Here is a 17,290-nt window from a genome sequence, read left to right as displayed (position 1 = left end):
CCTCAGTGCAGCTCCCGGTACCGGCTCAGCCGGGTGTAGACACCGGGCTGGCCGGGACGGGCGCAGCCGCGGCCGTAGGACACCAGCCCGACCAGCTCGTCACCGACGGTGAGCGGGCCGCCGGAGTCGCCCTCGCAGGCGTCCTTGCCGCCCTCCGGGTAGCCCGCGCACAGCATCCCGCCCGGCCGGTAGTCGGGCACGGCGGCGGCGCACTCGGCGTCGGTCCGGATCGGCACGTCCACCTCGCGCAGCCGCCGGCTGGGCGCGTCCAGCTCGCCGGTCCGGCCCCAGCCGTAGACGCGCGCCTGGCCCGAGGCGGCGGTCCCGACCCGGATCGGCCGGTACGGCAGCGGGGTGGCCAGGGTGAGGGTGGCCACGTCGTCGCCCGCCGAGACCTGCGTGAACGCGGGGTGCCGCCAGAGCGCGGCGACCCGGGCGACCCGGCCCTCGGCGGTGTCGAGGTCGGCGCGGCCGACGACGGCGGTCAGGTTGGCGGGCAGCCGGTCGCGGCTGCCGAGCGCGCTGCGGGAGACCGTGCAGTGGGCGGCCGTGACGACCTTGTCCGGCGCGATCAGGGCGCCGCCGCAGAAGAACGCGCCCCCGTCGAACAACGCCACCGCCCACGGTGTCGCTGGTGCCTCCCGCCCGCCGACGACCGCGTCCGCGGGCAGCGCGGACAGGACCAGCACGAGGACGGCGAACACGGGCGCGCTGATGCGCATGGAGCACCTCTCTACGGCATGTGGTCGATCGGCCACCGACCGTAGCGGAGCCGCCCATCCGATCGCACCGGGGTATGGGAACCGGAAAATCTGTTGTTAGAGTGCTGTAGCGCCGAAGATTCGACGGCGAGTGAGGCAGATCACCGAGTTCTGTCCGGAACATGAGGGAGGTTTCCATGCCCTGGGACTTCACCCAGTTGCCCGCTTTCCTGATCGCGTGCGCGGTGGTCGTGCTGACCCCCGGCGTGGACGCCTTCCTGCTGCTGCGCACCTCGATGCGGTCGGGCACCCGGGCCGGCCTGCTGGCGCTGGCGGGCATCCACACCGCCGCCCTCGCGCAGGTGGCGCTGGTCGTCTCCGGCCTGGGCGTGGTGATCGCCCGCTACCCCGCCGTGCTGACCGGCCTGCGCTGGATCGGCGCGGCCTACCTGCTCTACCTGGCCGTCACGATCACCCGCGGGCTGCTGCGGCGCTCGGGCGGCGCAGCGGAGCCGGTGGCGACCCGACCGTTCCGGCAGGGCTTCCTGACCAACATCACCAACCCGAAGATGCTGCTGTTCTCGCTGGCGTTCCTGCCGCAGTTCATCGGCACGGGCGACCCGGCGTTCCAGCTCGGGATGCTCGCCGCGGTGTTCCTCGGGCTGGCCGCGCTGTGGGAGCTGACCATCGTGGTGGCCGCGGCGCGGGTCGCGGGCTCGCTGCGCCGGCCGGGCGTGACCACGGCGTTGGACGCGGTGTGCGCGGCGGTGTTCCTCACCATGTCGGTCGGGCTGGTCCTCTAGACCGGCGTGCGGACCCCCGCGACCCGGGGGTCCGCACGCCGCCGGTCAGCCCGCCAGTTGCTGCTGGATGACGTCGGCGTACCTCTTGACCTCGCTGTAGACGCCGGGCCGGCCCTCCCGGGCGCAACCCTCACCCCAGGAGGTGATCCCGATGAGCTTCCCGCCGGCCACGAACGGGCCGCCCGAGTCGCCCTGGCAGGTGTCCACGCCACCGCCCGGGTAACCGCCGCACGTCATCTCGTCCGGGTCGTACTGCGGGTACGCGGACTCGCAGTAGCCGTCGTCCATCACCGGCACGGTCGCGCCCATCAGGTACCGCGACGACGACCCCTGCTCGCTGGTCCGGCCCCAGCCCAGCACCAGCCCGTTCGTGCCCGGCTCGTACAGCGCCCCGTCGGACGGCCGGGCCAGCGGCAGCGGCCGGTAGTTCACCGCCGAGCGCAGCGTCAGCACGGCGACGTCCGCGCCCTGGTCGGCGGACACGTAGTCCGGGTGGACCCAGATGCCGGTCAGCCGGGAGACCACGCCGTCGGCGGCCTGGCGGTCCTCGCGCCCCAGCACGACCCGCGTGTTGCGCGGGGTGCGGCTGGTCGCGCAGTGGGCGGCGGTCACGACCTTGGTCGGCGCGACCAGCGTGCCGCCGCAGAACTGGTTGCCCGCCGCGTCGGTCAGGTAGACCACCCACGGGTGGTCCGCGATCGACACGCGCTCACCGCCCACGACGCGCTCGTCCACGTCCGCCGAGGCGGTGCCCGCGAGGGCCACCACCAACGCCATCAACAACCCGGCAAGCCGCATCCGGCCCTCCTCCTGATCACAGTCGTCAGGTGGGAGGTTAGCCACGATGGCGCATTCCGCTCGGCCGAACGGGCTAGTCCACTCCGGTGAACTTGCCCCGCACCTTGCCCGCCGCGCCCGCCAGGACGTCCCCGACCTCGTTGAACACCTTGACCAACGGGTCCTCGGACTGCGCCGCGGACTCCTTGTACGACCGGGCCGCCGACTTGAGGTCCTCGGTGAAGGAGCTCGTCGGGCGGTCGTCCTCGCGGCGCCGGTAGGAGCCGGTCAGGATGGCCCGGTACTCCTCGCCCGCCGCCCACCGCTGCAGCTCGGCGGCGCGGACCACGGCGAGCGGGTGCGTCAGCGGCCACGTGCGGATCAGCTTGAGCACGCTGTCGCGGACGTCCTCGGCCCGCTCGTACTCCCTGGCCTGCTCGAGGAACCCGGCCGTGTCGACCTGGCCGGGGTCCGTGCCGCCCGCCATGGCCACGTGCACGCGCAGCGCGGCGGACGGGTCCTGCACGCACAGCAGGCCGGCGCGGTCGCAGGACAGCTCCGTCTTGCGGTACCACTCGAACAGCGCCGCGATGACCGCGCGGACCGCCCAGTAGCCCGCCGGCATCCAGCCCAGGCCGTACTGGAGCTGCAGCAGCCGTTGCAGGACCGTCTGGTACAGCGCGTGGCCGGACAGCACGTGCCCCATCTCGTGCCCGATGGCGAACCGCAGGCCCTCGGTGTCCAGCAGGTCCACCAGGCCGGTGGTCAGCACGATGAACGGCTCGTCGATGCCCAGCGCCAGGGCGTTGGGCACCGGGTCGCGCTTGACGAACAGCTCCGGCACCGGGTCGACGTCCAGCGTCGCCGCCGTTTCCAGCCGGAGCCGGTCCAGCCGCGGGTACTGCTTCGGACCGACCCGGATGCTCGACGCGAGGTGGCCCAGCCGCTCCCCGCGCTCGGTGAACGCCCCCGCCACGGCCCGCAGCACCGGGCCGATGCCGGGCACCGCCCGCAGGACCGCCAACGCGCCCCGGTCGACCGGGTGCTCGTACGCCCGCGGGCTGATGCCCGGGAACCGGACCCGGGCGCTCGACCGCGCGATCTCCTCGCTGCTCATGCCGTCACAGTGCCACGTTCCGTGACGTGGCTATCCCCGATCGGACGAATCGGCGTGCACACTGGCGTGGTGAACGCAGACGTGCTCGGCCCCGACTACGAGACCCGCGCGCTGCCCCTGGGCGGTGACACGACCGCGACCCTGGTGCGCCGCCGGGCGCGGCAGGCGACCCGCGGCGCGGTGCTCCACGTGCACGGCTTCGCGGACTACTTCTTCCAGCGGCACGTCGCCGAGCACTTCACCGCGCGGGGCTTCGACTTCTACGCCCTCGACCTGCGCGCCTACGGGCGGTCGCTGCGGCCGGGGCAGGTGGCCAACTTCGTCACCGACCTGGCCGAGCACTTCGAGGAGATCGACGCGGCGGTGCGGGTGATCCGCGAGGAGGACGGCCACCGGCACCTCGTCGTCATGGGTCACTCGACCGGAGGGCTCATCACCAGCCTGTGGGCGCACGAGCGGCGGTCGGACGACGTGCTGGACGCGCTGGTGCTCAACAGCCCGTGGCTGGACCTGGCCGAGCCGTGGCTGCTGCGGACGGTCGGCACGGCGGTGATCCGCGGCGTCGGGCGGTTCGCGCCGAGGCTCGTGCTCCGGCCCGGCCTGGGCCCGGTGTACGGCGAGAGCATCCACCGCGACCACCACGGGGAGTGGGACTTCGACACGGCGTGGAAGCCGATCGAGGCGTTCCCCGTGCACGCCGGGTGGCTGCGGGCGATCCGCCGCGGCCACGCCCGGCTGCACCGGGGGCTGGAGGTGCCGGTGCCCGTGCTGCTGCTGAGGTCGGGGCGCAGCCACCTGGGCGCCAAGCGGTGGACGCCCGAGGCGATGACCGCGGACACCGTGCTGGACGTGCGGCACATGGTCCAGTGGGGGCCGCGGATCGGTCCGCGGGTGCGGGTCGTGGCGGTCGAGGGCGGGATGCACGACCTGTTCCTGTCCGCCGAGCCGGTGCGGCGGCGGGCGCTGGCCGAGGTGGACGAGTTCCTCGACGAGCTGTGACCCGGCGCGCTACTCGGGCGGGGTGAGGCGCAGGTCCGGGTCGATCGGCGGCTCGCCGTCGAACGGGCCGCCGGGCACCGCGCCGAGCGCGTCCAGGGTGAGGCCGACGCGCGCCGCGTCCGGGTCCGTGCCGGTCGGCGGCACGGCGAACCAGGCGTGCAGGTCCTCGGGGACGCGGTAGCGGGCGGTGAGGTCGCGGTACAGGTCGGCGCGGGCGCGGGACTGCTCGGCCAGCTGCTGGTACTCGCGCATGGCCAGCCGCATCCGGATCCAGCGGTAGCGGTCGGTCTTGACGCCGCCGTCCTCGGTGAACCGCTCCCGCAGCAGCCGACCGGCCCGCGCGCCGCGTTCGGCCAGGGCGCGGATCGTCTCCGGGCGCATGAACAGGTTCGTGCCGCCCTCGGCCGCGCCGACGCGGACGTGCGCGATCCGGCCGCGGTAGCCGGGCAGCGCGGACTGCATGGTGTCGCGCCAGTCCAGCGCGGTGTCCAGGATCGCCGACGCGAACTGCTGCACCAGGCCGATGCCGCGCCACGGCCTGCCGCCGGTGGAGGCGTCCTGCTCGGGCAACCACACGTCCCGGTCGTCGCCCGGCGGGTAGGACTGCAGGCTCAGGCCGAACGTCGGCCAGCGCGGCAGCAGGTTGTCGAAGAAGTGGATGGGGAAGTTGCTGGTGATGCCGCCGTCGGAGAACCAGTGCACGCGCGGTTCCGGTTCGGCGCGCACCAGCGGGACCGCGGCGATCAGGCCGGGCAGGGGCGTGCTCATCCGCACGGCCAGGGCGACCGGCAGGTCGTCCGGCAGCACGTGGACCGGTTCGGCGGGGTGCAGCGGGCAGCGGTGCTCCGTCGGGTCCTGGCCGAGCCTGGCCACGGTGCGCCCGGGCAGGACGGTCAGCAGGCACGTGCGGCAGAACAGCCACTCCGCGCGCGGTGCGGTGAACGGCAGGCGGTAGGGGCGGCCCTCGGACAGGTCCGTGGTCATCAGGACCAGGTTGGTGTCCAGGTCGGCGAACGTGAGGTCGGTCGTCCCGGACAGGTCGTCCAGCAGGTCGGCGATCCAGTCGCTCAACGGCGGCACGCCGGTCGAGGCGGGCACGCCGCAGCGGCGGTCCCAGAAGTTCGGCCGGAACGCGCCGGTGCCGGGCACGAGTCCGAAGTGGATGGTCGTGGCCATCCGGTCGAGGAACCGCTTGGCGCCCAACGCGTAGGTGACCGCGACCGCGCCGGCGAACGCGAACCCGAGCACCAGCCACCACACCGCGGCCGTGGCCGCGGTCGCCAGGCTCGGCGCCGTCCACCGGGTGGTCACGGCGACCGGGACCAGCGGGAGCACCAGCAGCAGCGCGGTGCCGGAGCGGCGCAGCCACGCGTCCCGCCCGCGCGGGAGGACGCGCAGCACGATGGCCGGCACGGCGACCAGGGCCAGGACCGTGACGGTGATCAGCACCCAGGTCGGCGTGGCGCCCCACGTGACCAGGCGGGACCACGACGTCGGTCCGACCAGCCACAGCGCCAGCGCCAGGGCGAGGGCCGCGCGCGACCGCGGGCCGATGGCGCTGACCAGGGCGAGCAGCAGGCAGGTCAGCGGGCTGCGGCCGGTGGTCTCGCGGCGTTGCATGGAGGCGGCCACGATCCGGTACAGCTTGCGGGTGTGCGCGCTGGGCTGGAAGAGCTGCGCGAGCGGCCAGCCGGGTGCGGCGAACCAGTCGACGACCTCCGCGAGCTTGCGGAAGCCGCCCCGGTCGCGCCCCTTCTCGGCGGCGGCCGTGAAGGCGGCCCCGATGGCGCCCGCCGAAGCACCGCCCAACGACCGGAACCGGTAGTGCCGGGCCAACTCCGCGACCGCCAGGGGGTACACGACCCCGCTGGCCGTCCCACCGCGCATGGTCAGGTCGCAGTACCGGTTGAAGTCCTCGGCCACCGCCCCATGATTCTCCCCGCCTCCCCCGTGTGTCGAACCCCCAAACCTCGTGTGTCGAACCCTCAGACCCCGTGTGTCGAACGCCCGCGACCCCCGAGTTCAACGCCCGGGTCGCCCCGCCCGGTACCCGAGCGTTGAACTCGGGGGTCCTGAGCGTTCGACACACGGGACGCGGGGGTTCGACACACGCGGTCAGGGGGCGAGGCGCTCGATGTCGGCGGGGGTGCCGGACATGATCGTGCGCACGTGCTCGGTGATCAGCTCGACCGGCCAGTCCCACCACCGGGCGCGCAGCAGGCGGGCCACGTCCTCGTCGGGGAACCGCCGCTTCACCTGGCGCGCCGGGTTCCCGCCCACCACCGCGTACGGCGGCACGTCCGACGTCACCACCGCCCCGGCGGCGATGATCGCGCCGTCCCCGATGGTCACCCCCGGCATCACGAGCGCGTCGTACCCGAACCACACGTCGTTGCCGACGACGGTGTCCCCACGCGTCCGCATGCCGGTGATCAGGTCCAACGTGCGCTCACCCCACGTGCCGCCGAAGATCGTGAACGGGAACGTGGACACGCCGGTGGTGAGGTGGTTCGCGCCGGCCATGATGAACCGCGTGCCGGTGGCCAGCGCGCAGAACCGGCCGATCACCAGCTTCTCGCTGCCGTACCCGTAGAGCACGTTGCGGGTCTCGAACTCCAGCGCGTGCTCCGGGTCGTCGTAGTACGTGTACTCGCCGACCTCGATCGTCGGCGAGGTCACCAACGGCTTGAGCTGCACGACGCGGTCGGTGTGGGGCAGCGGGTGCAGGACGGTGGGGTCGGGGATCAACGGCACTCCTAACGCTACTGGCGTTGCGTTAGAGTGGCACGTCCACCGCACTAACGCAACTGGAGTTGCATTTGACGTCCCGACCCGGCGGCCGCTCCGCCCGCGTCCGCGAAGCCGTCCTCGCCGCCGTGTACGCCGAGCTGATCGACCGCGGCTACCCCGGCCTGACCGTGGAGCACGTCGCCGAACGCGCCGGCGTGCACAAGACCACCGTCTACCGCCGCTGGGGCACGGTCGACGGTCTCGTCGCCGACGCCCTCGACCACACCCGCGAAACCGACTGGCGGGCCCCCGACACCGGCACGGTGGAGGGCGACCTGATCGCCATCGCCGCCGAGGTGGCCGACACGTTCACCGACCCCGGGCGCCGACCCGTGGTGGTCGCCGTCGTGACCGCCGCCCTCCAGTCCGCCCGCGCCCTCGACGCCAAGCGCGACTTCTACGCCGCACGGCACGCCGACGCCGCCGCCGTCGTCACCCGCGCGGTCGACCGCGGCGAGCTGCCGGCCGGCACCGACCCGGTCGAGCTGGTCCGCCTCGCCTGCGCGCCGCTGTACTACCGGGTCTTCATCACCGGCGAGCCGGTCGACCGGTCCACCGCCGAGCGCTCCGCGCGAGCCGCCCTCGCCGCCGCCCGCGCGGGGCTGCTCGGCTAGAGCCGGTACCAGCGCAGGATTTCCGGGTCGAGGACGCGCGCGGCCAGTCCGATCCGCCGCGCGGTCTCGCTCAGCTCGGCCGCCGCGGCGGGGTTGCCGCGCGCCGGCAGGGCCGGGTCGTCCAGCTGCGTCACCATGTCGTCGTGGTGGCTGGGCACCAGCAGCTTCGGCCGGGTCGCCCGCAACGCCCGCGCGGTGTAGTCGAAGACGTTCGCGTGGCCGCTCATGCCGAGCACGAGCACGTCCGGCCGCAGCCCCGCGATCTCGCGCTCGACGAAGTTCGCCGTGCCGGACAGGAACAGGACCGAGAAGTCGCCCGCGGTCACCTGGTACGCCAGCGACCCGCCCTCCACGAGGTCGCTGATCGTGGTCGGCGGTGCCGGCGGCGCGGTCAGCGTGCCGGGCGCGAAGTACCCGTACGCGCCGAACTGGCTGTGCAGGCCGCGGAAGACCTGGACCGTGAAGCCGTGGAAGTCCAGGTACTCGCCGCCCGACGCGACGATCACCTTGTCGCCCGGCACGCCCTGGGCGGTCAGCAGGTGCCGGTGCGTCTCGGTGCCGATGACGCGCGAACCGTGCTTGCGCACCACGTACGGGACCTCCAGCAGGTGGTCGTAGTGGCCGTGGGTGGCCAGCACCAGCTCCGGCGGCTCGGCGAGGTGGCGGTCCACCAGGTCCTCGCGCACCCTCAGCGGGTGGTCGGCGATGATCCCGCCCTGCGCGTCGAACACCGGCAGCCGGCTCAGGTACGGGTCCACGAGCACCCGCCTGCCGTCGAAGAGCAGCTCCCACCCGGCCACGCCCAACCAGCGCAGGCCGACCCCGCTGCGCCCCTCCGCGAACGCCACCCCCGGCAGCCCGGCGCCCGCCACCGCGACGGCCGCCGCACCCGTCAACACCTGTCGTCTGCTCACGCACATGCCATCGACAACACCAGGGACGACAGGGCGTGTCCAAGTCCGATATCACCACCCATGCGATATCGGAACGCCTATCATCGCTGTTCGTGGACCTCCTCAGGCACTTGCGGCACTTCGTGGCCGTCGCCGAGGAGCTGCACTTCGGCCGGGCCGCCGCCCGGCTGCACATGTCCCAGCCACCTCTGTCGCAGAGCATCCAGCGCCTGGAACGCGACCTCGGCGTCCGCCTGCTCGACCGGGACGCCCGGCGCGTCGCGCTCACCGACGCGGGCAGGCAGGTGCTGGCCGAGGCGCGCACCCTCCTGGCGGACGAGGACCGGCTGCGCGCGCTGGCCGGGCGGTTCAGCCGCGGCGAGGCCGGGTCGCTGCGCGCCGGCGTGCCGCCCGACCTGGGCGGGAGGGCGGTCGCCGCCCTGCTGCCCGCGTTCCGCCGGCGCAGCCCCGTCGAGCTGAAGCTGCGCGAGCTCGGCACGGCCGGGCAGTTGCGGGCGCTGGCCGACCGGAGCCTGGACGTGGGCGTGCTGCGGTTCCCGTTCGACGTCTCGTGGCTGGCCCTGGGACCGGTGCTGACCAGCCCCATCGGCGTGCTCCTGCCGCGCGGCCACCCGCTCGCCGCGGCCGCGGAGGTCCGGCTGGCCGACCTGGACGGCCTGGCGCTGGTGCTGTTCCCCCGCGCGGTCGCGCCCGCGCTGCACGACGAGGTGCTGACCACGTGCGCCCGGCACGGCTACACGCCCACCGAGGTGCACCAGGCCGGCAACCCGGAGTTCGCGCTCGGCCTGGTCCTGGCCGGCGGGGCGGTGGCGCTGCACGACGGCGTCGCGCCACCGCCGGACGCGGTGTGGCGGCCGTTGCGCGGCGCTCCGCTGCTGTGGCGGACCTCCGCCGCCTGGCCGCGCGGCAGGCGGACCCCGGCCGTCGCGGCGTTCGCCGACGCCGTCACCGAGGTCCTGACCGCGCAGGGGATGCGGCACGCCGAGGGCACGCTGCCCCGCTACCCCCGCCCCGCCGCGGAGTACCTGTCGTGACCGCCGCACGGGTGCGCGCCGCCTTCGCCGACGCCGGCGTCACCGGGCGGCTGCACGCCGTCGACCTCGACCACCCGGAGCACGAGGTGGCGGTCGGCGCGGACGAGCCGGTCGTGCTGGCCAGCGTCTTCAAGGTGCCGCTGCTGGTCGCGCTGCACCACGACGGCCGGGACCTGACCGAGCGCGTCACCCTGGACCGCGACCGCAGCAGCGGCCCGACCGGCATCGGGGGCATGCTCGACCCCGTCACGGCGTCGTTGCGCGACCTGGCCCACCTCGCGATCACCGTGTCCGACAACGCCGCCGCGGACGCCCTGGTGGACCTGGTCGGCTTCGACCGGCTCAACGGCACCCTCCGCGACCTGGGCCTCACCCGGACCCACGTCGTGCACCGGGCCAGGGACTCCATGCGCACCATCGCCGAGGACGCGGTCCCGGACGAGCTGCCGGACGCCCTCGCCGACCCCGTCGTGCTGTCCCGGCTGCGCGCCCTCGACCCCGACCGGACCAACCGGGGCACGCCGCGGGAGCTGACCGCGCTCCTGCGGCACGTGTGGCGGCACGACCGCTGCGCGCCGATCCGCCGCGCCATGGCCCTGCAGGTGTGGCCGCACCGGCTGGCGTCCGGCTTCCCGTTCGACGACGTGCGGGTGGCGGGCAAGACCGGCACGCTGCCGACCGTGCGCAACGAGGTCGGCGTGGTCGAGTACCCGGACGGCGGGCGCTACGCCGTGGCGGTGTTCACCCGCAGCGCGAGCACCGCCTTCACCCTCCCCGCGGCGGACGCCGTGATCGGCACGGCGGCCCGGCTGGCCGTCGAGCACCTCAGGGCTTGCGACCCACCCCGGCGTACGCGGTGATGTAGGCGTCGTCCGAGTCGGGACGCCACTCGCTCAGCGGCACCACGCCCGGTTCCACGACGTCCAGGCCGGTGAAGAAGGCCGAGACCTCCGCGCCGGACCGCAGCACCAGCGGGCTGTCCGTGCGGCGGTAGATCGCGTTGACCTGCTCGCCGCTCTCCCGGCCCTCCTGCGACACGCCGTCCCAGCTCGCGTGCGAGATGGCCACGAAGCTGCCGGGCGCCAGCGCCTCCCGGTACCGGTCGATGGCCCGCTGCGGGTCGTCGTCGTCCGGCACGAAGTGCAGCACCGCGACCATCAGCAGCCCGATGGGCCGGTCGAAGTCGAGCACGGACCGCACCTCGTCGGCGCCCAGCACCGAGTCGGGGTCGCGCAGGTCCGCCTGGATGGCGCTGGCCAGCGGGTTGTCCGCCAGCAACGCCGTGCTGTGCGCCACCGCCACCGGCTCGACGTCGGCGTAGACGACCCGGGCGGCGGGGTTCGTCTGCTGGGCGATCTCGTGCACGTTGCCGACCGTCGGGATGCCCGACCCGAGGTCGAGGAACTGGTCGACGCCCTGCGAGAGCAGGTACCGCACGGCCCGCCGCAGGAACGACCGGTTGGCCCGCGCCGCGCCGGACATGCCCGGGAAGATCCGCTCGACCGACTTGGCCGCCTCGCGGTCCACCGCGAAGTTGTGCGACCCGCCCAGGAAGTAGTCGTACATCCGGGCCGCGCTCGGCCGGTCCAGGTCGACGGAGGACGGGACCCAGCTCGCCTGCTCCATGCGCACCTCCTCGTCGGTAGACGGCGTGATCTTGGTGGCACCGCACCGGGGGCACAACCCCCGAACGGACGCTCGCTCTGGGCGAACACCTATCGGAAACAATCCCGGGCTCATCTTGGTTGAGCCAGTCAGACTCAACTTTGGAGGATTCATGGGCGAGACGTTGGCGCTGCCGGTGCTGCCGCTGGACGACGTGGTCGTCCTGCCCGGCATGGTCGTGCCGATCCGGATCAGCGGCTCGGACGCCACCGCCGAGGCCCGCGCCGCCATCGAGGCCGCCACCGCCGCGGGCGGCCAGTCGAAGGTGCTGCTGGTGCCCCGGCTGGACGGCAAGTACGCGAAGGTGGGCACGCTGGCGCTGATCGAGCAGGTCGGCAGGCTCTCCGGCGGCGAGCGCGCGGCCGTGGTGCGCGGCACCGAGCGGGTCCGCATCGGCACCGGCACGACCGGTCCGGGCGCGGCCCTGTGGGTCGAGGCCACCGTCACCGACGAGCCGCCGATCGACGACCGCACCCGCGAACTGGCCCGCGAGTACCGGGCCCTGGTCACCACGATCCTCCAGCAGCGCGGCGCGTGGCAGGTGGTCGACTCGGTGCAGCAGGTGGACGACCCGTCCGCCCTGGCCGACCTCGCCGGCTACGCCTCCTACCTGGGCGACGAGCAGAAGGTCTGGCTGCTGGAGACCAACGACGTCACCGAGCGGCTGGAGAAGCTGCTGGAGTGGGGTCGCGAGTACCTGACCGAGCTGGACGTGGCGGAGACCATCCGCAAGGACGTCAAGGAAGGCGTCGAGAAGCAGCAGCGGGAGTTCCTGCTGCGCCAGCAGCTGGCCGCGATCCGCAAGGAGCTGGCCGAGCTGGACGGCAAGCCCGCGACCGAGGAGCAGGACTACCGCGCCCGCGTCGAGGGCGCCGACCTGCCCGACAACGTCCGCAAGGCCGCGCTGGCCGAGGTGGACAAGCTGGAGCGCACCGCCGAGCAGTCGCCCGAGGTGGGCTGGATCCGCACGTGGCTCGACACGGTGCTGGACATGCCGTGGAACGAGCGCACGGAGGACGCATACGACATCGCGGGCGCGCGCGCCGTCCTCGACGCGGACCACGCGGGTCTGGACGACGTCAAGGAGCGCATCACCGAATACCTGGCCGTGCGCCGCCGCCGCGCCGACCGTGGCCTGGGCGTCGTGGGCGGCCGTCGTTCCGGCGCGGTCCTCGCCCTGGTCGGACCTCCCGGCGTGGGCAAGACGTCGCTGGGCGAGTCCGTGGCACGTGCCATGGGCCGCAAGTTCGTGCGCGTCGCCCTGGGCGGCGTCCGCGACGAGGCGGAGATCCGCGGGCACCGGCGCACCTACGTCGGCGCGCTGCCGGGCCGCATCGTCCGGGCGATCTCCGAGGCGGGGTCCATGAACCCGGTCGTCCTGCTCGACGAGATCGACAAGGTGGGCGCGGACTACCGGGGCGACCCGACGGCCGCCCTGCTGGAGGTCCTGGACCCGGCGCAGAACCACACGTTCCGCGACCACTACCTGGAAGTCGAGCTGGACCTGTCCGACGTCGTCTTCCTGGCCACCGCGAACGTGCTGGAGTCCATCCCGGGCCCCCTGCTCGACCGCATGGAGCTGGTCCAGCTCGACGGCTACACCGAGGACGAGAAGGTCACCATCGCCCGCGACCACCTCCTGCCCCGGCAGGTGGAACGCGCCGGCCTGACCCCGGACGACGTCACGATCACCGAGGCGTCGCTGCGCAGGCTGGCGGGCGAGTACACCCGCGAGGCGGGTGTGCGGCAACTGGAACGCTCCCTGGCGCGCATCCTGCGGAAGGTCACGGCGAAGGTGGCGCTGGACGAGGTGGCGCTGCCGGTCACCGTCGACCTGGCGGACCTGCGGACCTACCTGGGCTCGCCCAAGCACACCCCGGAATCGGCGGAGCGGACCGCCGTCCCCGGCGTCGCGACGGGCTTGGCGGTCACCGGAGCGGGCGGCGACGTCCTCTTCGTGGAAGCCTCCCTGGCCGCCGCGGAAACGGGTGCCTCGGGCGTCACCCTGACGGGCCAACTGGGCGACGTGATGAAGGAGTCGGCCCAGATCGCCCTGTCCTACCTGCGCTCCAACGACGACCGCGCCCAGGCCCTGGCGGACCGGGGCGTCCACATCCACGTCCCGGCGGGCGCGGTGCCGAAGGACGGCCCTTCGGCGGGCGTCACCATGACCACCGCCCTGGCCTCGCTGCTCTCCGGCCGCCCGGTGCGCTCGGACGTGGCCATGACGGGCGAGGTCTCCCTGACCGGCCGGGTCCTGCCGATCGGCGGCGTCAAGCAGAAGCTCCTCGCCGCCCACCGCGCCGGGATCACGACGGTCCTGCTCCCCCGGCGCAACGAACCGGACCTGGACGACGTCCCGACCCCGGTCCTGGACGAACTGACCGTCCACCTGGTCGCCGACGTCCGCGAGGTCCTCGACCTGGCCCTCGAACCAACCGCCACCGACACCACGACGACCACGACCACCAACGCCGCCTGATCCCACCCGTCCCGACCACATCGGGTCCGCAGCAGACCCACCGAGGCCCGATGTGGCACGGGGCCCGAACGGGCTCCGTGCCACATCGGGCCGGACGGCACCCCGGACCCGCCCTCACCTCGAACCGCACAGGTCCACCGGCACCCGATCCGCCGCCAAGCACGGCAGGTACCCGGCGTCCTTCATCCGCACCCGCGCATCGTCGTGCTCCCGCACGTACGCCAGGAACCGCCCGGCCAACGACCCCGCCGCCGGTTCCGACCGCGCGTACAGGTACTCCACCGTCCAGAACGGGTACCCGGCCTCCACCCCCGCCGCCGCGTCGAACACCTTCCCGTTCAACGACAGCGCGGTCAGCGCGTCGGTCTTGCGGGCCTGCGCCACCGACGGCGCGTCGGCGTACCCGATCGCACCCTCCACCGCGCCGATCATGTTCACCACGTCGGCGTTCTCGTCCCGCTCGCACCGGATCACGGGCGCCTCCGGCGCGCGGTCCTTCACCCGGCAGTCGTTGGACGACAACGCGCTCTCGCTGCCCCCGAGCACCCGTCGCTCGAACAGCTCCCGCGTCCCCGACTCGCCACCGCGCCCGACGATCCGGATCGGCAGCGGCGCCCCGCCGCGCACCTGGCTCCAGTCGGTGTACTCACCCCGGTAGATCTTCCGCAGCTGCTCGACCGTGATGGTGTCGAGGCCGACCGAGCCGTGCACCACCACGTGGTAGACGACGATCGCCAACTGCCGGGCGAACACGCCCTGCGCCTCCTGCTTCCCGTCAGACAGCGCGATCGTCCGGTCGTCGCCCGCCGCGACGTCCCGCACGCCCTGGATGCTGCCGGTCGCGGTGGTGGTGATCTCCGCTCCCGGGCACGCCTTCTCGTACTGGTCGGCGATCGCGGCCATGGTCGGCATGAACACGCTCGACCCCACGACCGCCAGCTTCCCCGTCGCACAGGGCACGGTCGTGTCGGTCGAACCCGGCGGCCACGCCAGCACCAGCACGAGCACCGCCGCGAGCAGCGCGGCCAGGCCACCGGTCAGCCGGGGCAGGGTGAGCAGCCCCTTGGGGCGCTCGTCGTGCACGATCCCCGAGCCGCCGAGGCTGCCGACGATCTTGACGTCCTTGCCCAGCTCGCCGTCGGGGTTGCCGTCGGGTTCGCGCAGCACCACCAGCAGCTTGAACTTCTGCTTGCGCCGCAGCGCCAGCTCCTCCAGCCGCACCCCGTGCCACACCGGTTCGCCGGGCGGGTCGGCGGTCACCGCGAGGCCGCCCCACCGCGCCACGCGCTGCGCCATCCGCTCGCGCACCGTCGGCAGCGACGCCCTCACCGGGCCGGCCTCCGCCTCCGCGGAGCCGAAGAACCGGAGGCTGCGGCGGATCTCGGCCTTCACCTCCTCGGACCCGGCCTCGGACACCCGCGCGTTCCAGACGACCCGGTCGCCGAAGGTGAACGTCAGCGGCTTGTCGAAGTCCTCGCCGTCGATGTCGTAGCTGCCGGTGTTGCCGATCCGGATGACCACGATGCTCATCCGGTCCAGCACCCGCACCAGCTCGCGCAGCTGCGGCGAGTTCGGCTCGGTCCCGTCGTGCAGCTGCTCGGGACCGAGCCCGATCTTGGAGTTGTAGAGCACGCGGAACCCGAGTCGCTTGCGGCGCACGAAGAGCCGGTCGATGGCGGGCGTCGCGAACAGCAGCCCGATCGCCAGCAGCACCGGACCGGGACCACCGAGGAAGTCCAACGCGGAGCGCAGCAGGTGCACACCGAATTGTCGATCGGCGGCTCGGTCCGGGATCGCGGCCTCACCGGGAGTTCATCGCCACTTCACCGCGCCGCCCGCGAACACCCCCCGACCCGCCACGTCAGGACGACGTCACAGCGCCGCCCCCGGATCGGCGAGGAAGTCGTCCAGCACCACGGGGGTGAGGCCGTCGGCCTTGCACCGCTGGAGGAACGCCAGGAAGTCCTCCACGAACGTCTGCCGGAAGTGCATGAGCACGATGTCGCCCGCGTTGAGCCGGGCGCCGGCCTGGAACTGCACCACCCCGTCGTTCACCGCCGCCGTCCACAGCACCAGCGCCGTGAACCCGCAGTCCGCCGCCGCCCGCCGCGTCGTGACGTCGAAGTTGCCGAACGGCGGCCGGAACAGCTTCGGCCGCGCGCCCAGCTGCGCCCGCAGCAGTTCGGCGTTGCCGCAGATCTCCTGGTGCTGGAACTGGTACGACGTGCCGGTCAGGTCGGGGTGGTTGGCCGTGTGGGCGTGCACCCTGGCCAGGCCGTCGAACTCCTTGAAGTAGTCGGCGTGCCCGTCGACGTGCTTGCTGTTCAGGAACAGCGTCGGCTCGACGCCGCTCTTGCGCATCAGCTCGGCCGCCGCGGGGTGGCGGACCGCGCCGTCGTCGATGGTGATGAACACGTAGGGCCGGTCGGTCTCGATGCGGCGCACCACCGGCACGAGCCCGTTCACGGTCGGCGGCACGTGCTGCTGGGGCGTGCCGAACGCGTAGGGCTGCTGGAACACGGGGATGGTCGTCCCGCCGGGCCCGGGCAGGGCGGTGGGCGGGGTGGTGGTCGTCGTCGTGGTCGCGGTGCTGGTGGTCGTGGTCGGTGCGGCCTGCTCGGGTCGCGCCTGCGGCTGCGGCGCGCACGCCGTCACCACCGCGATGACGGCGGCCGCGACCGCCACTCCCCTGCGTCTCATCGGAAAATCCCCCTCGAACGGGTGTCACCTGCGGAGGCGACACTCCCACGCCACTGAAGACGCCACGACGACGCCCCGGGTTGCTCCGGGACCTGCACCGGCCCGCGCCCGGCGATAGGGTCGTGCGGGTCTGTCCCGCAAGATCACGTGTGGAGGACTCGATGAGCCTCGAACGCCCCGTCGCACCCGACCCGTACGCGCTGCTGCCGCAGGTGCCGTCGTTCACCGTCAGCTCGACCGACGTGGCCGACGGCCAGGCCCTGGCCGAGGCGCACGTGTTCGAGGGCGGCAACACCTCGCCGCAGCTGAGCTGGACCGGGTTCCCGGAGGGGACCAAGAGCTTCGTGGTCACCTGCTTCGACCCGGACGCGCCCACTCCCTCCGGCTTCTGGCACTGGGTGGTGGTGAACCTGCCCGCCTCGGTCACCTCGCTCGACACGGGCGCGGGTGCCTCCGACGACACCCTGCCCGCCGGCGCGTTCCACGTCCGCAGCGACTTCGGCACGCGCGCGTTCGGCGGGGCCGCCCCGCCGCCCGGCGACCAGGTGCACCGCTACTACTTCGTGGTGCACGCCGTGGACGTGGAGCGGCTGGACGTCGACGGGGACGCCTCGCCCGCGGTGGTGGCCTTCAACCTGGCCTTCCACACGCTGGCCCGGGCGATCACCGCGCCGACCTACGCGCACTGACGGCC

At 73.5% G+C, this 17,290-nt stretch carries 16 protein-coding genes; 7 read left to right on the top strand and 9 right to left on the bottom strand.

Annotated features, from left to right (window positions below; all coding sequences use genetic code 11):
• Positions 1 to 2: 2 nt before the first annotated feature.
• Entirely contained in the window at positions 3 to 722 is a 720-nt protein-coding gene (locus tag ACIGNX_RS20360) for a S1 family peptidase (RefSeq protein ID WP_396542217.1), read from the bottom strand.
• Between the two features lie 176 nt (positions 723 to 898).
• Between ACIGNX_RS20360 and ACIGNX_RS20355 the strand changes: the two genes are divergently transcribed.
• Entirely contained in the window at positions 899 to 1,504 is a 606-nt protein-coding gene (locus ACIGNX_RS20355) for a LysE family translocator (protein ID WP_396542216.1), read from the top strand.
• A 45-nt stretch (positions 1,505 to 1,549) separates the two neighbouring features.
• Here the strand turns inward: ACIGNX_RS20355 and ACIGNX_RS20350 are convergent, their stop codons facing one another.
• Both ACIGNX_RS20350 and ACIGNX_RS20345 read right to left on the bottom strand, forming a co-directional pair.
• A complete protein-coding gene (locus ACIGNX_RS20350) occupies positions 1,550 to 2,302 on the bottom strand; it encodes a S1 family peptidase (RefSeq protein ID WP_396542215.1) in 753 nt (250 codons plus the stop codon).
• A 73-nt stretch (positions 2,303 to 2,375) separates the two neighbouring features.
• Positions 2,376 to 3,398 carry a M48 family metallopeptidase gene (locus tag ACIGNX_RS20345; RefSeq protein ID WP_396542214.1) on the bottom strand — a complete coding sequence of 341 codons (1,023 nt, stop codon included), beginning with the start codon at positions 3,396 to 3,398 and terminating at the stop codon, positions 2,376 to 2,378.
• Positions 3,399 to 3,467: 69 nt separating this feature from the next.
• Between ACIGNX_RS20345 and ACIGNX_RS20340 the strand changes: the two genes are divergently transcribed.
• Positions 3,468 to 4,397, top strand: a complete 930-nt coding sequence (locus ACIGNX_RS20340) for an alpha/beta hydrolase (RefSeq protein ID WP_396542213.1) — start codon at positions 3,468 to 3,470, stop codon at positions 4,395 to 4,397.
• A gap of 9 nt (positions 4,398 to 4,406) precedes the next feature.
• On the opposite strand, the gene ACIGNX_RS20335 is transcribed toward ACIGNX_RS20340, so the two are convergent.
• Complete coding sequence (locus ACIGNX_RS20335) at positions 4,407 to 6,320, bottom strand: patatin (RefSeq protein WP_396542212.1); 1,914 nt, start codon at positions 6,318 to 6,320, stop codon at positions 4,407 to 4,409.
• A 192-nt stretch (positions 6,321 to 6,512) separates the two neighbouring features.
• A complete protein-coding gene (locus tag ACIGNX_RS20330; RefSeq protein WP_396542211.1) occupies positions 6,513 to 7,145 on the bottom strand; it encodes a CatB-related O-acetyltransferase in 633 nt (210 codons plus the stop codon).
• A gap of 71 nt (positions 7,146 to 7,216) precedes the next feature.
• On the opposite strand from ACIGNX_RS20330, the gene ACIGNX_RS20325 reads away from it, so the two are divergent.
• Positions 7,217 to 7,801 (top strand): TetR/AcrR family transcriptional regulator, encoded by a 585-nt coding sequence (locus tag ACIGNX_RS20325; protein WP_396542210.1) that lies wholly within the window; start codon positions 7,217 to 7,219, stop codon positions 7,799 to 7,801.
• Here ACIGNX_RS20325 and ACIGNX_RS20320 read toward each other — a convergent pair.
• Entirely contained in the window at positions 7,798 to 8,715 is a 918-nt protein-coding gene (locus ACIGNX_RS20320; RefSeq protein ID WP_396542209.1) for an MBL fold metallo-hydrolase, read from the bottom strand. The genes ACIGNX_RS20325 and ACIGNX_RS20320 overlap by 4 nt on opposite strands.
• Before the next feature lie 92 nt (positions 8,716 to 8,807).
• Between ACIGNX_RS20320 and ACIGNX_RS20315 the strand changes: the two genes are divergently transcribed.
• On the top strand, positions 8,808 to 9,749 hold the full coding sequence (locus tag ACIGNX_RS20315) for a LysR substrate-binding domain-containing protein (RefSeq protein WP_396542208.1): 942 nt from the start codon (positions 8,808 to 8,810) through the stop codon (positions 9,747 to 9,749).
• Positions 9,746 to 10,609 (top strand): serine hydrolase, encoded by an 864-nt coding sequence (locus ACIGNX_RS20310; RefSeq protein ID WP_396542207.1) that lies wholly within the window; start codon positions 9,746 to 9,748, stop codon positions 10,607 to 10,609. The genes ACIGNX_RS20315 and ACIGNX_RS20310 overlap by 4 nt, the downstream gene beginning before the upstream one ends.
• Here the strand turns inward: ACIGNX_RS20310 and ACIGNX_RS20305 are convergent.
• Positions 10,575 to 11,375, bottom strand: coding sequence for an SAM-dependent methyltransferase (locus ACIGNX_RS20305; RefSeq protein ID WP_396542206.1), 801 nt, complete (start codon positions 11,373 to 11,375; stop codon positions 10,575 to 10,577). The genes ACIGNX_RS20310 and ACIGNX_RS20305 overlap by 35 nt on opposite strands.
• A gap of 151 nt (positions 11,376 to 11,526) precedes the next feature.
• Between ACIGNX_RS20305 and lon the strand changes: the two genes are divergently transcribed.
• Positions 11,527 to 13,896 (top strand): endopeptidase La, encoded by a 2,370-nt coding sequence (gene lon, locus ACIGNX_RS20300; RefSeq protein ID WP_396542205.1) that lies wholly within the window; start codon positions 11,527 to 11,529, stop codon positions 13,894 to 13,896.
• Positions 13,897 to 14,010: 114 nt separating this feature from the next.
• On the opposite strand, the gene ACIGNX_RS20295 is transcribed toward lon, so the two are convergent.
• Complete coding sequence (locus ACIGNX_RS20295; RefSeq protein ID WP_396542204.1) at positions 14,011 to 15,657, bottom strand: PstS family phosphate ABC transporter substrate-binding protein; 1,647 nt, start codon at positions 15,655 to 15,657, stop codon at positions 14,011 to 14,013.
• A 111-nt stretch (positions 15,658 to 15,768) separates the two neighbouring features.
• The gene (locus ACIGNX_RS20290; protein WP_396542203.1) at positions 15,769 to 16,596 is read right to left on the bottom strand and encodes a polysaccharide deacetylase family protein; all 828 of its coding nucleotides are present in this window, start codon (positions 16,594 to 16,596) and stop codon (positions 15,769 to 15,771) included.
• Positions 16,597 to 16,757: 161 nt separating this feature from the next.
• Here ACIGNX_RS20290 and ACIGNX_RS20285 point away from each other — a divergent pair, with 161 nt between their 5' ends.
• Complete coding sequence (locus ACIGNX_RS20285) at positions 16,758 to 17,285, top strand: YbhB/YbcL family Raf kinase inhibitor-like protein (RefSeq protein ID WP_396542202.1); 528 nt, start codon at positions 16,758 to 16,760, stop codon at positions 17,283 to 17,285.
• The last annotated feature ends 5 nt before the right edge of the window (positions 17,286 to 17,290 follow it).

It is taken from the genome of Actinosynnema sp. NPDC053489, from assembly GCF_044544865.1.
In the GTDB taxonomy this organism is placed as follows: Bacteria; Actinomycetota; Actinomycetes; order Mycobacteriales; family Pseudonocardiaceae; genus Actinosynnema.
This window is presented reverse-complemented; position numbering and strand designations above follow the sequence as displayed.